This window comes from Dokdonia pacifica (assembly GCF_900188275.1).
GTDB classification, from domain to species: domain Bacteria; phylum Bacteroidota; class Bacteroidia; order Flavobacteriales; family Flavobacteriaceae; genus Dokdonia; species Dokdonia pacifica.
This window is the reverse complement of the sequence record NZ_FZNY01000007.1, coordinates 72,047-87,038: the sequence shown is the minus strand read 5'-3', so window position 1 is coordinate 87,038 and position 14,992 is coordinate 72,047. Positions and strand designations below refer to the sequence as shown.

The 14,992-nt window shown below is 34.3% G+C and carries 13 protein-coding genes; 6 read left to right on the top strand and 7 right to left on the bottom strand.

Annotation, left to right across the window (positions count from 1 at the left end; all coding sequences use genetic code 11):
- Positions 1 to 54: 54 nt before the first annotated feature.
- Positions 55 to 657, top strand: coding sequence for an adenylyl-sulfate kinase (cysC, locus tag CHB80_RS18960; protein WP_089373090.1), 603 nt, complete (start codon positions 55 to 57; stop codon positions 655 to 657).
- Complete coding sequence (gene cysD / locus CHB80_RS18955; RefSeq protein WP_089373089.1) at positions 650 to 1,555, top strand: sulfate adenylyltransferase subunit CysD; 906 nt, start codon at positions 650 to 652, stop codon at positions 1,553 to 1,555. Before cysC ends, cysD begins: the two co-directional genes overlap by 8 nt.
- 57 nt (positions 1,556 to 1,612) lie before the next feature.
- Here cysD and CHB80_RS18950 read toward each other — a convergent pair whose 3' ends face one another.
- The 5 genes from CHB80_RS18950 to tamL form a co-directional block, all read right to left on the bottom strand.
- Positions 1,613 to 2,869 (bottom strand): sulfate adenylyltransferase subunit 1, encoded by a 1,257-nt coding sequence (locus CHB80_RS18950; protein ID WP_089373088.1) that lies wholly within the window; start codon positions 2,867 to 2,869, stop codon positions 1,613 to 1,615.
- Between the two features lie 108 nt (positions 2,870 to 2,977).
- Complete coding sequence (locus tag CHB80_RS18945; RefSeq protein ID WP_089373087.1) at positions 2,978 to 3,832, bottom strand: T9SS-dependent choice-of-anchor J family protein; 855 nt, start codon at positions 3,830 to 3,832, stop codon at positions 2,978 to 2,980.
- Positions 3,833 to 4,054: 222 nt separating this feature from the next.
- The gene (gene accD, locus CHB80_RS18940) at positions 4,055 to 4,912 is read right to left on the bottom strand and encodes an acetyl-CoA carboxylase, carboxyltransferase subunit beta (protein WP_089373086.1); all 858 of its coding nucleotides are present in this window, start codon (positions 4,910 to 4,912) and stop codon (positions 4,055 to 4,057) included.
- A gap of 56 nt (positions 4,913 to 4,968) precedes the next feature.
- Positions 4,969 to 6,036 carry a class II fructose-bisphosphate aldolase gene (fbaA, locus tag CHB80_RS18935; protein ID WP_089373085.1) on the bottom strand — a complete coding sequence of 356 codons (1,068 nt, stop codon included), beginning with the start codon at positions 6,034 to 6,036 and terminating at the stop codon, positions 4,969 to 4,971.
- A 103-nt stretch (positions 6,037 to 6,139) separates the two neighbouring features.
- Positions 6,140 to 8,701, bottom strand: a complete 2,562-nt coding sequence (gene tamL / locus CHB80_RS18930) for a translocation and assembly module lipoprotein TamL (protein WP_089373084.1) — start codon at positions 8,699 to 8,701, stop codon at positions 6,140 to 6,142.
- Between the two features lie 38 nt (positions 8,702 to 8,739).
- On the opposite strand from tamL, the gene CHB80_RS18925 reads away from it, so the two are divergent.
- Positions 8,740 to 9,489 (top strand): TrmH family RNA methyltransferase, encoded by a 750-nt coding sequence (locus tag CHB80_RS18925; protein WP_089373083.1) that lies wholly within the window; start codon positions 8,740 to 8,742, stop codon positions 9,487 to 9,489.
- Here CHB80_RS18925 and porT read toward each other — a convergent pair.
- Together porT and ubiE are read right to left on the bottom strand one after the other, a co-directional pair.
- Positions 9,476 to 10,180 carry a type IX secretion/gliding motility protein PorT/SprT gene (porT, locus tag CHB80_RS18920; RefSeq protein WP_089373082.1) on the bottom strand — a complete coding sequence of 235 codons (705 nt, stop codon included), beginning with the start codon at positions 10,178 to 10,180 and terminating at the stop codon, positions 9,476 to 9,478. The genes CHB80_RS18925 and porT overlap by 14 nt on opposite strands.
- 4 nt (positions 10,181 to 10,184) lie before the next feature.
- A complete protein-coding gene (gene ubiE / locus CHB80_RS18915; protein WP_089373081.1) occupies positions 10,185 to 10,913 on the bottom strand; it encodes a bifunctional demethylmenaquinone methyltransferase/2-methoxy-6-polyprenyl-1,4-benzoquinol methylase UbiE in 729 nt (242 codons plus the stop codon).
- Between the two features lie 232 nt (positions 10,914 to 11,145).
- On the opposite strand from ubiE, the gene trkA reads away from it, so the two are divergent.
- The 3 genes from trkA to CHB80_RS18900 are packed head-to-tail and all read left to right on the top strand — an operon-like array spanning position 11,146 to position 14,981.
- The gene (gene trkA / locus CHB80_RS18910) at positions 11,146 to 12,495 is read left to right on the top strand and encodes a Trk system potassium transporter TrkA (RefSeq protein WP_089373080.1); all 1,350 of its coding nucleotides are present in this window, start codon (positions 11,146 to 11,148) and stop codon (positions 12,493 to 12,495) included.
- A gap of 12 nt (positions 12,496 to 12,507) precedes the next feature.
- Positions 12,508 to 14,004 (top strand): TrkH family potassium uptake protein, encoded by a 1,497-nt coding sequence (locus tag CHB80_RS18905; RefSeq protein ID WP_089373079.1) that lies wholly within the window; start codon positions 12,508 to 12,510, stop codon positions 14,002 to 14,004.
- Positions 14,005 to 14,006: 2 nt separating this feature from the next.
- Complete coding sequence (locus CHB80_RS18900) at positions 14,007 to 14,981, top strand: YpdA family putative bacillithiol disulfide reductase (RefSeq protein ID WP_089373078.1); 975 nt, start codon at positions 14,007 to 14,009, stop codon at positions 14,979 to 14,981.
- Positions 14,982 to 14,992 lie beyond the last annotated feature (11 nt).

The window sequence follows — 14,992 nt, the reverse complement described above, 5'->3', positions numbered from 1 at the left end:
AGAATCCTTTTTTAATTCTTGTAGATCGTATATTTAAGGAATTATAGAACTTGTATGCAGGAACATATTATTCCACATAATTTTAGCGTTGATATTGAACAACTTAAAGCTATAAAGAACCATAACCCTTTTCTGATATGGTTTACGGGTTTGTCGGGTTCTGGAAAATCTACCATTGCCAATGCGCTTAATCAATCATTATTAGAAAAAAAAATACACACCTGTATATTAGATGGAGATAGTGTGAGAAATGGGTTGAGTAATGATTTGACCTTTTCTCCAGAAGATCGAAGAGAGAATATACGACGTATTGCAGAAGTAGCTAGTTTGATGATTAATCATGCTGGTTTAGTTGTTTTAGGTGCTTTTATTTCCCCTTATGATCGTGATAGAAAACGTATCAAAGAAATAGTTGGTAGTGATAAATATATAGAGGTCTACGTGAGTACGCCACTAGAAGTTTGTGAACAACAAGATGTAAAAGGGTTGTATAAAAAAGCAAGAGCAGGTCTCATCAAAGATTTTACAGGAATAGACGCTCCTTACGAAATTCCTAGAACTCCTGATCTAGAAATTAATGCTTCGACCTGTACAATAGAAGAGGCTGCTTGTATTGTTTTGAAGTATATTGAAAATAAACTAATGAGGGATGGGTAAGTATTATTTAAACTATTTAGATGAATTAGAATCTGAAGCTATATACATCTTAAGAGAAGTAGCAGCGCAATTTGAAAACCCAGTTATTCTTTTTTCTGGAGGGAAGGATTCGATTTTGGTTACTCATTTGGCTAAGAAAGCCTTTTACCCAGCTGCGATTCCATTTCCATTAATGCATATTGATACGGGGCATAATTTTCCGGAGACGATACAATTTAGGGATCAATTGGTACAAGAATTAGGTGTTCAGTTACTTGTAGGTTCTGTTCAAGAGTCTATTAATAAAGGAAGAGTTCTTGAAGAAAAAGGCAAAAATGCAACGAGAAACGCATTGCAGACTATTACATTATTGGATGCTATAGAAGAATATCATATAGATTGTGCAATAGGGGGTGGAAGACGTGATGAAGAGAAAGCAAGAGCGAAGGAGCGATTCTTCTCACATCGAGATGATTTTGGATCTTGGGACCCAAAACATCAGCGTCCAGAACTATGGAATATTTTGAATGGAAAGCATTTTGAAGGTGAGCATTTTAGAGCTTTTCCAATTAGTAATTGGACGGAAATGGATGTTTGGAATTATATATTAAGAGAGCAGATAGAAGTACCTTCTCTTTATTTTGCTCATCAAAGAGAAGTGGTTTTGAGAAACGAATCATGGATTCCCGTGTCTGAATATTTGTTGAAAAGGGAGGAAGAAATAGTACATTCTAAAAAAGTACGTTTTAGAACGCTTGGTGATATTACTATTACTGGTGGGATAGAAAGTGAGGCAGATACTCTTGAAAAAATTGTAGCTGAGGTAGCTATGATGAAACAAACTGAAAGAGGAAACCGTGCAGATGATAAACGAAGTGAGTCTGCAATGGAAGATCGAAAAAAAGAAGGGTATTTTTAAACTCTCGTACTTCGGCGATCAGCATAAACTTCTTTCTTGAAGAAAGCATAATTAGTATTATAATATCATACCTGCGGCAACCGTCTCATGTGTGCCATCATCTATTAAAACAAAGCTTCCCGTAATACGATTATCACGATATTCATCAATCATTAAAGGACGAGTTGTTTTAACTTTAATACGAGCAATATCATTCATAGCTAAATCTTTGTTTTCTAGATTTCTTTGGTAAGTGTCTATATCTATTTTGTATAATACCTCTTTGATCATTGCTTTTTGCTCATTAGAGGTATGCAATATTGTATACTTTGTTCTAGGACGCGCTGTATGTGTGTTTAGCCAGCAAATCATAGCATCAAACTCTTGGGTTTGTGTTGGAGTATTATTTGTTTTAATAATCATATCTCCACGGCTTACATCAATATCATCTTCAAGGGTAATAGTTATAGACATTGGAGCATAAGCTTCTTGTAAAGAGCCTTTACTTGTATCTATTGTTTTGATGGTAGATGTGAGTCCAGAAGGTAATATAGTTACCTTATCCTTAGGTCTAAAAATACCACTTGCAATACGACCAGCATATCCTCTGTAATCGATAAAATCTTTGCTTTGTGGTCTTAATACTGTTTGAACTGGAAAGCGTGCATCTATTTTATTAAGATCACTGCTTATGTGCATATGTTCTAATGTATACAATAAAGGGGCTTCTTGAAACCAAGGCATATGCTGTGATCTATTGACAACATTATCTCCGTGTAAAGCACTCATAGGAATAAAACGAATGTCTTTTACATATAATTTTGAAGAGAATTCTTCAAACTGAGAACGGATACTTTCATATACCTCTTCTGCATAATCAACCAAATCCATTTTATTTATACATACGATGATGTGTGGGATATGTAGTAAAGATGCAATAAATGCATGTCTTTTGGTTTGTTCAATAATTCCATGACGTGCATCTATCAAGATAAGTGCAACATTTGCTGTAGAAGCGCCTGTAACCATATTGCGAGTATACTCAATATGTCCAGGGGTGTCAGCTATAATAAATTTACGTTTTGGAGTTGTAAAGTAACGGTAGGCTACATCTATAGTGATGCCTTGTGCTCTTTCATCACGAAGACCATCTGTAAATAGTGCTAAATCTATTTGGTCATGACCTTTACGTTTACTTATAGAAGTAATGGCTGCCAGCTGATCTTCAAAAATAGCTTTGGAGTCATATAGAAGTCGTCCGATAAGAGTACTCTTTCCATCATCTACACTTCCAGCTGTTGTAAAACGCAATAATTGATTAGTATCTAAACTCATGAATTAAAATTACAAAATCAATATACTAAATAAGATCTAGTTGATTTAAAATTAGGGCAAAAAAAAGCGACCCTAAGGTCGCTTTTTTAAATATCTAAAAACAACTATTTATCTTTTGATAAATTTGAAAGTTTCTGTTGTATTTCCAATTGCTACTTGAGCAATATAAACACCTTTTGAAAGGTTAGAAATGCTTACAGTTTCTTCTGTGTTTGAAAGTGTTCTGTTTACTACTTCTTGTCCTAAAGTATTAAATACTTTTACATTCTGCATAGGTACAGAAGCATTTAAACGTACTTCACTATTTACTGTATTGTAGAAGTGAGTAAAGTTTGTAACATTGAAATCTTCAGCAGATAATGTACCGTCTAAAACGATGTTATCAATAAGTACTGAATTTTCATCAACAGAATCAAAATGTCTGAATGCGATGTATACTTCTTGTCCAGCGAAAGAAGATAAATCAATTGGTGTAATGTCAGCTCCAGAGTTTGCTCCTCCATCATCAGCAGGAGTTACATCACCAACTGTTTGATCAAATACTGGAGTTTCTGTTACTAAAACAGCAGGATCATTTGAAGTAGATACATATACTTGTAATCTATCTGCGATAAAAGTTCCGTTTGTTTGGTACGTTCCCATTGTAAAAACAAGAGTTGCATCATCAATTCCAGTTAAATCAATAGGATCAGTTAAGATTAGGAAGTTGTCTGGTGTAAAAGGAGTACCTTCCCAAGAATCTGAATCAGCAACAAGTCCACTTAATGGAGATGCTTCTGCTCCAGTTGCAGCTGCTTCAATATCAGCTACCTCAAAAAATTCACCGTCAGCATCTACGTCAACAGATGTCCAATTGGCAAATGTAGTAGCATCAGCAGTTTCAGCTTCAAAATCATCTGTGAAGATTTGAGCATTCATAATAAATGTTGCACATAATGCAACCAGTAAAGTAATTTTTCTCATAATTGTTATGTAGTTTAAATTGATCCTATAAAAGTAAGGATTATATTTTAGTTTAATGATTGTTTAACACTCGATTAATAATTAAATATTAAAAGTTTATTCTTTTATATAAAAATATTGAGTATTTTATTGGTTTTTAGATGTTTATAAGAACAAAAATAGCTGCTATTACAGCAGCTATTTTTGTTCTTAAGTAAACATTTTTTACTTTTTCTATATGAATTAAGCTCTTACAGGCCTATTTAAGATCAAATCTAAGTATAGATTTACTTTGTTTTTAAGCTCTTGTCTAGGTGTAATAAAGTCTAAAAACCCATGTTCTTGTAGGAACTCTGCAGTTTGAAAACCTTCTGGTAATTCTTTACCTGTAGTATCTCGTACTACACGTGGTCCTGCAAATCCAATCAATGCACCCGGTTCGGAAATATTAATATCTCCTAACATTGCAAAAGAGGCTGTTGTTCCTCCTGTAGTAGGGTCTGTACATAAAGAAACATATGGGACTCCAGCATCTGCAAGTTGTGCTAATTTTGCCGATGTTTTTGCTAGTTGCATTAATGATAAAGCTGCCTCCATCATACGAGCACCTCCCGATTTTGAAATAATCATAAAAGGAATGTTATTTGTCAAAGAATAGTCTGCAGCGCGTGCAATTTTTTCTCCTACTACACTTCCCATAGAACCACCTATAAACCTAAAATCCATACAAGCAATTACGAGATCTTCTCCTTTAGATTTACCTACAGCTGTCCTAACAGCGTCTTTAAGACCAGTTTTCTCTTGAGCGTCTTTAAGTCTATCTGTATATTTCTTTTTATCCTCAAATTTTAAAGGATCTTTGGATGATAAATTTTTATCTAATTCTTTAAATGTATTATCATCAAAAAGAATTTCAAAATATTCTTTACTTCCTATACGTACGTGATAACCATCTTCAGGGCTGATATAGAAGTTTTTTTCTAGTTCTTCTGTATCTACAATTTTTCCTGTAGGAGATTTATACCAAAGACCTCTAGGAGTATCTTTTTTTTCTTCTGTTGGAGTTTGAATTCCTTTATCTTTTCTCTTAAACCAAGCCATAGTGAGGGAGTATTTATGAGTTTGTGTTTGTGTTATACGCTTTCGCGAAAGCGTACTTATAATGTATTTACATTATTTAAATCTTCAAATGCTTTTTCTAATCGAGTACGCATAGTACCTTCTGCTTTACGAAGCCATACACGAGGATCATAATACTTTTTGTTAGGAGCATCATCACCTGTAGGATTTCCTATTTGTGATTTTAAGTACTCAGCATTTTCACTAAAATAATCACGTATTCCTTCTGCAGTAGCATACTGAAGGTCTGTGTCAATATTCATTTTGATAACTCCGTAGCTTATTCCTTCTCGTATTTCTTCTACTGTAGAACCACTTCCGCCGTGAAAAACAAAATCAATATGATTATGCTCTACACCATACTTTTGTGTGATATGTTCTTGGGAGTTTTTAAGAATTTTTGGAGTAAGTTTTACATTTCCTGGTTTGTATACACCGTGTACATTTCCAAAAGCAGCAGCAATCGTAAACTGATCGCTTACTTTTGAAAGCTCTTCATAGGCATAGGCAACCTCTTCAGGTTGTGTGTATAATTTTGAGTCGTCTACATCTGTATTATCTACACCATCTTCTTCACCTCCTGTAATTCCTAATTCGATCTCTAGCGTCATGTCCATTTTCTCCATGCGCTCAAGATACTTTTTACAGATTTCAATATTCTCTTCGATAGGCTCTTCACTTAGGTCAATCATATGCGAACTAAATAATGAATGCCCATGCTCTTTATAATAAGCTTCACTAGCATCAAGCATACCGTCTATCCAAGGCAATAATTTTTTAGCACAGTGATCAGTATGAAGGATCACAGTTGCTCCATAAGCTTTTGCAAGTTCATGTACATGTTTTGCACCTGCAACTGCACCTGCAACCGCTGCTCTTTGGTTATCATTATTTAAACCTTTACCAGCATTAAACTGAGCGCCTCCATTACTAAACTGTATAATTACAGGAGCATTGAGTGCTGCAGCAGTTTCTAATACAGTATTGATACTATTTGATCCAATAACATTTACAGCTGGAAGTGCAAATCCTTTTTCTTTTGCATAATTAAAAATCTTTTGCACTTGATAACCGGTAGCTACTCCCGGCTTGATAGAATGAGCCATATTTTTGATTTATGTTTAAGTTGGTAAAAATAAGAAATTATATAGTAAAATAAAGGGAAACAAAATCGAATTACGATAACGTTTGAAAGTGCTATGATCCCTTTTAGAATGGGTAATTAATACCAATATTATATACGGCATTAGCAAAATTATATTCTCGAAACCATCGATTTCCAGTTTCAAAAGCTGGATCATACGTTTTAAAACCAACATCAAATCTTACTAAGAAAAAATCAAAATCTAAGCGTAGTCCAAATCCAGATCCAAGCGCTAAGTCACTCAAACTTGAAAATCCTCTAAATTGTGAATTGGTGTCTTCTACATTATCAAAGACATTCCATATGTTTCCAGCATCTAGGAAAAAGGCACCTTCAAAAGGCCCTAACAATTCAAAACGGTGTTCTACATTTAAAGCAAGTTTCATATTTGCTTCATTAAATTCATTAGGTGCTCCACTACTACCAGGTCCTAGCTCATAAGCACGCCATGCACGGTTATCATTAGACCCTCCTGCAAAAAAACTTCGTGTAAAAGGTATACTGTTGGCATTGCCATATGGAATGGCGAGTCCTCCAAACGCCCTTATCGCAAGGATGTTTTCATGCCCTAAATCCCAGTGTTTTGTATAGTCTATTTCTGTCTTAGCATATTGAGAAAATACAACTCCTAAAATACGTGAGTTATTATCTTCATTTTTTGGAGCGTTTATGAGATTTGAAGCTAATGAAAGGGCATTTCCTGCAAGTTCAATACGAGTTCTTAATCTTGAAAAAGCATCATCATATAAATTTTCACGATTATTATATGTGTATGTGAGATTAAGTGCAAAAATTAAGTTGTCTTCTATAAGTCTATTTTGACGTTCTCTTATAGCATTAATCTCCGATACTTGTGAGTCATTAAACCCTGGCACAATACCATTTTCTACATCATTAATAAAACTATCTGCACCATTAGGGATGATAAGCTCAGGTGAGTTATTACCATCTTCAAAATAATCAGGATTGACATTATTTATGTTAGATGCTGCAAGGGTATTTAAATCGTCATAACTATTTCTATAGATGTTAAAATAATTATTGGCATTTAAGTTTCGGACATATTGGATATCTAAAAGGTCAAATGTAAATGTATTTGTGGCAGAAGGTGTCCAATTATATGATAATCCACCAGCAAAGCTTTGCTTATCCAAACCTATGTTTTGTTGTATACTTACACCTAAATTAAATCGAGTGTTGGGTTGCCATTCGGCAGGAATCAGTTTAGAAGTATTAACTGGGAAAAATATCCTAGGAAAAACAAGATTTGCATTCAATCCTATTTCTGAGATATTAAAAAAGCTATCACTGTCATTTGCTGCATCATCAGAAGCTCCAATATTACCTCTTGCTGAAATTTCTAAGGTTTCTGCACCTTTAAAGATATTACGTATTAATAAAGAACCAAATCCTGCAATACCTATATCCTGAATATTTGATGTAGAAACATCAAAATCGGCTCGGAACTTATACTTTTCTAAAGGCGTTAAACGAATATTAGCAATCAGATTCGTTCCCGTACTATCCTTAGGATCTTCTTGGTAACTGATACTTGGATATTTAAAAGTATTTAGCCTACTTAAACGAGTTAAGGTTTGTGTTTTGTCAATATCTCGATATATAGATCCAGGCTTTAGAGGAATAATATCTGTAATAGCATTTGTTCTATAATTTAATTCATCATACACATAAAAGGTATACCCATCGGCGCTAATAGAATCTGCATAGGCTTTATCTTTATTTGCAAAACTATAATCAGTGTTGATGTTAATTTCACTGACCTTATGAACTTTAAATGGAAAATCTAAAATAGAATCACCTACAGTTTCTTTTCGATTATCTATGAAATATTCAAGATTTGCTTTGTGACCTGTTTCATTAGAATCTACACGTACACGTATCCGATCAGATTCAAAATGATATAATCCATTATTTCTAAATAACTTTTCAATACGAAGTCGCTCTCTATCTAAATTAATTTTTTGATAATTATCATCCTTTTTAAGGAAGGAGGCATTTTTATGTGCTTCATAAATAGAATCGGCAACGGGAGAAGCAATAATAGGAACTATTGAATCTAGTAAATAGGGTTGATGACGTACTACATTATAATGTACAGTAGCTCTTTGATTACTATCTTTTTTGATACTATAATCTACCTCTGTATTAAAATACCCATTGTTGATATAGAATTTGGCAAGCCTGTTAGCCGATTTTTTAGTGAGAATTTCATTCACAATCGTGGGAGGTTCTCCTGTTTTTTTTACTCCAGAGTTAAAATCTTTTTTAAATTTTCTAAATGCTTCTACTTGCTTTCGCGAAAGCAAACGCGTCCAGAAATTACGCCGTACATCATTCTTTGCACGTTGCGCTGCAAGTATAGAATCTATATTAGGACGTGCCCAGTTATAAATGTAAAGTCTAAATGGCGATCCAGCTACTTTCGTATTAGGCTGTTGGTATAAGAAATTATAAAAACGTTGGTCAGTAATTTTCTCTCCATCAACAGTAATTGTGTTATCTGTAAGTAAAAAATCTTCTTTAGGAACCCGCTTTGTTGCATTACAACTGGCAAGTACTATCGCTAGAAGAATAAATAATGATATTTTTGTAAATGTATACTTCAAGTGGGTTGTGATAATAAATCAAAAGTACATTTTATATAGTGTTAAGCAAAAGTAATAGTAAACGAATAACGGGATTACTTCAAAAAAAGTACCGACAAAGAGAAGGACTCTTTGTGGCAGAAGGTATAAAAGTAATAAATGAACTTCTAAATTCTTCATTTGAACTAGAGGCAATCTACGGTCTTGATAGTACTTCTTTGCGCATTGAAAAGGGGAGCGAAACTATTTTTCATAAGATTACACCTGCCGAATTAAAGAAAATAAGTTTTCTTAAAACCCCACAAACGGCACTCGCTCTTTTTAAAATACCTACTCAATTACCAAATGTGAGACAAGGGATAACAGTACTTTTGGATGATGTAAGAGATCCTGGTAATCTCGGAACAATTATCAGATTATGCGATTGGTTTGGTATAACGAGCCTTGTATGCTCAACTCAAACAGTAGATTGTTATAATCCTAAAGTGGTACAAGCTACCATGGGCTCATTATCTAGAATTTCTATTGTGTATACAGATCTGGTAGCATATCTACAACAAGAGCAAAGACCTATTTATGGAACCTTTATGGACGGCACAACTATTTATGGTGCATCTCTTCCGGATGAAGCTGTTATTGTCATGGGAAATGAAGCTAATGGAATATCTAATGCAATAGAGCAGCTTGTTTCTCATAAAATAGCCATACCTCGTTTTGGGCAATTGCAAAAAACAGAAAGTCTTAATGTAGCAACTGCCACCGCTATTTGTTTAAGTGAATTTAAGAGAGGAGTTTCTATTGAAAAGTAAAATTCAAGAAGATACCTCTAGTAGATAGTTTACTAATATTTCCAGTCCAAGGACTATTTGCAATGTTGTCTCTGACTAACTCATCTGAAGTAGCAAATATACCACGGATGCTAGGCGTAAACTTAAAGAAGGGAAGGTATAAATCTATACCAAAACCTACTTCATAAAAGAATGGATTGGTCGTTGTTCTAAATTGACCCGCAAAGTTGTCGTCAGGATTTTTCTCGTTACTAGATAAGTTAATCGTAGTAGAGACACCCACAGTTACAAAAGGTCTTACATTATTAAGACGTTTGGTATTAAACTTTAAGAGTAATGGTACATATATATAGGTAGCAGGTACTTCTCTTAGTAAATCATCTTCACTATCAAATCTTGGGTCAGGAGCATACATTAAGTCACGTCTGGTAAAGCTTAGTCCAGGTTCTGTGCGTAAATCTACATATTCAGATAATCGTAGGTTTCCTATAAGTCCAACATTAAAACCTATAGAACGTGTAACTTGCACATCTTCTTGCTGTTCTATGTAATCAAAATTATAATCTAGAGAATTGAACCCTAAATAATACCCCCATGAGATAGGTGCTTTATCAAAGTTTTGATTGTTTTGAACACGAGGTCTAGTAAGCCATTGTGCTTGGGATACCTGCGTAAAGGCTAAGAAAAATACGATTACAATAAATACTCTCATGAATTTATTTTGAAGCTGTATAAATGGTGGCTACACCAAATGTTTGTGGTTTATCTTTCACGTTGGTAAACCCAATTTTACGTAAAATATTGTTCAACTCTTCTCCAAAAGGAAAAACAGAAGCACTTTTACTTAAATAGGAATAGGCTTCTTTGTCTTTAGAAAATAAACGACCTACTGTAGGTAAGATGACATTAGAGTGAAATTTATACCCTTGTTTAAATGGCGTTTTTGTAGGAACAGATGTTTCTAAAATCACAAAAATACCACCAGGTTTAAGTACTCGATAAATTTCAGCAAGTCCTTTTTCTAATGTTTCAAAATTACGCACACCAAAAGCAACAGTAATAGCATCAAAACTATCATTCTCAAATGGCATCGCTTCACTGTCTGCTTGAATCATTTCTATACGATCGTCAAGTCCGCCAGCTTTTATTTTTTTACGCCCTACAGATAACATTCCTTCAGAAATGTCAAGACCTACTAGTTTTGTAGCACCGCTTTTTGAAAGATTAATAATGAGATCCCCAGTACCAGTTGCTATATCAAGAATGCTATCTGGTTTAGTGTCAGTGACAAGTTGTACCACTTTTTTACGCCACTTTACATCAATTCCAAAAGAAATGACTCTATTTAGACCGTCATAATTATCAGAAATAGTGTCAAACATTTGCTCGACTTGCTCTTTCTTAGACTGATTTGAAGAATTATATGGCGTTACCTTTTTGGTCATGGCATATTTTTTGACAAATATACGGTATCAATAGCGAAGATGATAGCGACATACTTAAAAAGGAAGTGCTGTTTTTAGATTTTTCAATATTGTGACAAATAGATATCGTATTGATTTGATTACGGGTGGTTTTTGCTTTCGCGAAAGCGTAAAAACATAATTATCTACAGGATTTCATCGTAGTTCTTATCAATCGTGTATCTTTGTATCACTTTTCAGTTCATTATATTATATGAAAATTATTATTGCAGGAGCTGGTGAGGTGGGCTTCCACTTAGCCAAACTGCTATCATACGAGTCTCAGGACATTACACTTATAGACACCAATAAAGAAAGCCTGGCGTACGCAGATACGCATTTGGATATTCGGACTATTAAGGGAGACGCTACTTCTATCGCTATACTACAAGATTCTAGAGTAGAAAATGTAGATTTAGTGATTGCTGTTACGGCTAGTGAAACTACTAATATTACAGTTTGTGTACTTGCAAAACAATTAGGAGCTGCACGTACGATTGCTCGAATTTCTAATACAGAATTTATAGAGCATAAGGAGCTTGCTGGTTTTTCTAAATTTGGTATTGATGAGTTAATATCGCCAGAAAGTTTAGCAGCATCAGAGATTGAATTATTATTAAATCAAAGTGGATTTAGTGATAGTTATGAGTTTGAAGAAGGTGCGCTTACTATGGTAGGAACTACTTTATCTCGTACCGCTTCTTTTGTAGGGAAGAGTGTTAAAGAGGCTGCTACTATTTTTCCAGAATTACACTTTATGCCTATTGCTATACAGCGATTAGTTACGCAATATACATTAATACCTCGTGGAGATACCGTTTTTAAAGAAGGAGATCAGGTATACTTTATGACTATTCAAGGTGGGGTGGAAGAACTTTATAAACTTACTGGTAAGGTACGACAGGATATCAAGAATGTCATGATCTTAGGAGGAAGTAATATTGGGTTCAAAACCTGTAGGGATTTATGTTCTCATAAATTTAATGTCAAATTGGTTGAGCGTGATAAAGATAAAGCAATAGATCTTGCAGATATTCTTCCTAAGGCATTGGTAATAAATGGAGATGGGCGTAATGTAGAGTTGCTTGAAGAAGAGAATATTCAAGATATGGATGCTTTCATATCTGTGACAGGTGATAGTGAGACCAATATCATGTCATGCCTTGTTGCCAAATCTAGAGGTGTTAAAAAAACAATTGCCCTTGTAGAAAACATGGACTATTTCCAGCTATCACAAAGTATAGGGATTGATACACTGATTAATAAAAAATTACTTGCGGCAAATAATATCTTTAGATACATACGTAAAGGAGAAGTTGTTGCGATGACAAAACTCAATAATATGAATGCAGAATTATTGGAGTTTATTGTAAAACCTACTTCTGAAGCCGAAGGGAAGAAAATAAAAGATATTGATTTTCCTAGGTCTGCAACAATTGCGGGAGTTGTGCGTAATGGAATAGGAGTGATTGCTCTTGGGGATTATAAAATTACTGCAGGAGACCGCGTGGTTGTATGCTGTTTACCACGATCTATCAAACAAGTTGAAAAAATGTTTGTTTAAATAAAGATCTAGATGCCAAAACTTAATTATAAGATCATTTTTCATTTAATGGGATTGCTGTTACTCTTTAACGGTGGTTTTATGATGATTTCTGCGCTTGTAAGTTTTATCACAAAAGATGGGGTTGCATTACAAATTACAGCTTCGGGATTATTAGCATTATTTGCGGGAATGCTTTTAATGTTTGTGACTAGAGATCATAAAAAAGAAATCAAAAAAAGGGAAGGGTATATTGTTGTAACTTTTGGTTGGCTATTTATGTCCCTAAGTGGTATGTTGCCTTATTTGGTAACTGATGCGATTCCATCAGTTACGGATGCATTTTTTGAAACAATAAGTGGTTATACAACTACAGGAGCCACTATACTTACAGATATAGAGTCACTTCCCAAGGGGGTTCTTTTTTGGAGAAGCACTACGCATTGGATAGGAGGTATGGGGATTATTGTTTTGGCTATAGCAATACTTCCGCTATTGGGTATTGGAGGAATGCAGTTATTTGCAGCAGAAGCTCCTGGGCCTAGTGCAGATAAATTGCATCCAAGAATTACAGATACCGCAAAACGATTATGGCTTATCTATTTTGGATTTACAGCAGCAGAAACTATTGCTTTGAAGCTAGCGGGAATGTCATTTTTTGATGCTATTAATCATGCAATGAGTACATTATCTACTGGTGGATTTTCAACAAAAAATGCAAGTGTAGCCTATTGGAATGACACCCCTCTCATACAGTATATTATTATATTCTTTATGTTGCTAGCAGGAATGAACTTTGTATTGAGTTATTTTGCTTTTAAGGGAAAGGTTCAGAAAATCATCAAAGATGATGAGTTTAGATTGTATATGACTTTTGTGTTTGGATTTACGATCATTACTGCATTGGTAGTATATTTTAGAGCAGATGTAAGTGCCTCTTCTATAGATCATCCTATGGTGTTGGGTGCAGGAGAAAGTGCTTTTAGACATGGTCTTTTTCAAGTACTCGCCGTTATTACTACTACGGGTTTTGTGACAGCAGATTTTACAATGTGGACACCATTTTTAACGGTTATCTTTTTTGGATTGATGTTCTTAGGAGGATCAGCAGGATCGACATCTGGTGGAATAAAAGTGGTACGACATTTATTAACTATTCGAAATGCTTTAATAGAGTTTAAACGTACATTACATCCTAATGCAATTCTTCCTGTACGTTACAATACACGATCTGTAGATCGTACAATTATTTTTAATATTCTAGCTTTTTTTATTTTGTATATGCTTTCTTGGATAATAGGAGCAAGTGTATTAGGGGCTATGGGATTGGATTTTAAAACAGCCTTAGGAGGAGCTGCATCTGCATTAGGTAATGTAGGACCCGCTTTTGGTGAATTAAGTCCAGTAGATAGTTATAATGGTTTGCCTAGTCAAGGTAAATGGTGGCTAGCGTTTTTAATGCTTATAGGGCGTTTAGAATTATTTACGGTATTAATATTACTCACGCCTTTCTTTTGGCGTAATAGATAGTTATGCAATTATTAGAAAAATATGACCTTGTCATTATAGGTGGAGGGCCTATAGGACTTACTTGTGGTATTGAAGCTCAAAAAAAAGGACTTTCCTACATTATAGTAGAGAAAGGGGTTTTGGTAAATTCACTCTATAATTTTCCAGAGCAAATGACTTTCTTTAGCACTTCTAAATTATTAGAAATAGGAGGCGTTCCTTTCATATCGCATACTGATAAGCCTACTCGTAAAGAAGCATTAGAATATTATAGAAGAGTTCAAGAAAGTTGGCATCTAAACCTTAAACTCTATACAGAAGTGTCTTCAATGACTCCAGAGAATAATGGTTACTATATTGAAACTAATAAAGGAAATACATTTGCAAAGTCTGTCGTAGTCTGTACAGGATTTTATGATACTCCAAGAACTCTAAATATTCCAGGAGAAGACTTACCTAAAGTAACTCATTTTTATAATAGTCCGCATCCTTATGTGGGGCAAAAATTAGTAGTGATCGGAGCTGCAAATTCAGCATGTGATGTTGCATTAGAAACGTATTATAAAGGTGCTGAGGTGACGATGGTTATTCGTAAATCAGAAATTTACCCTAAAACAAAATATTGGATCAAACCTAATATAGAAAATAGAATAAAAGAAGGAGCTATAAAAGCATACTTTGAGAGTGAAGTAATAGAAATTAAAGAAGATGCTGTTGTTATAAAAACTCCAGAAGGAATTGTAGAAATAGCAAATGATTTTGTACTTGCTATGATAGGGTATAAGCCTAATTATTTATTGTTTGAAAAACTAGGATTACCTATCACTGATGATGTTACTAAAACACCTATTCATAATCCAAATACCTTAGAGACACCGCTTAAAAATGTATATGTAGCTGGTGTTATCAATGCGGGACTTCAAACAAGTAAATTATTTATAGAAAATACACGCGAACATGCTACCATAATCTTGGAAGATATCGATAGTAAATTGTAGCTTTACAACTT

Bases quoted from the DNA above. Each gene is read 5' to 3' on its own strand.
- cysC (WP_089373090.1), top strand. From the start codon at position 55: ATGCAGGAACATATTATTCCACATAATTTTAGCGTTGATATTGAACAA.
- cysD (WP_089373089.1), top strand. From the start codon at position 650: ATGGGTAAGTATTATTTAAACTATTTAGATGAATTAGAATCTGAAGCT.
- CHB80_RS18950 (WP_089373088.1), bottom strand. From the start codon at position 2,869: ATGAGTTTAGATACTAATCAATTATTGCGTTTTACAACAGCTGGAAGT.
- CHB80_RS18945 (WP_089373087.1), bottom strand. From the start codon at position 3,832: ATGAGAAAAATTACTTTACTGGTTGCATTATGTGCAACATTTATTATG.
- accD (WP_089373086.1), bottom strand. From the start codon at position 4,912: ATGGCTTGGTTTAAGAGAAAAGATAAAGGAATTCAAACTCCAACAGAA.
- fbaA (WP_089373085.1), bottom strand. From the start codon at position 6,036: ATGGCTCATTCTATCAAGCCGGGAGTAGCTACCGGTTATCAAGTGCAA.
- porT (WP_089373082.1), bottom strand. From the start codon at position 10,180: ATGAGAGTATTTATTGTAATCGTATTTTTCTTAGCCTTTACGCAGGTA.
- ubiE (WP_089373081.1), bottom strand. From the start codon at position 10,913: ATGACCAAAAAGGTAACGCCATATAATTCTTCAAATCAGTCTAAGAAA.
- trkA (WP_089373080.1), top strand. From the start codon at position 11,146: ATGAAAATTATTATTGCAGGAGCTGGTGAGGTGGGCTTCCACTTAGCC.
- CHB80_RS18905 (WP_089373079.1), top strand. From the start codon at position 12,508: ATGCCAAAACTTAATTATAAGATCATTTTTCATTTAATGGGATTGCTG.
- CHB80_RS18900 (WP_089373078.1), top strand. From the start codon at position 14,007: ATGCAATTATTAGAAAAATATGACCTTGTCATTATAGGTGGAGGGCCT.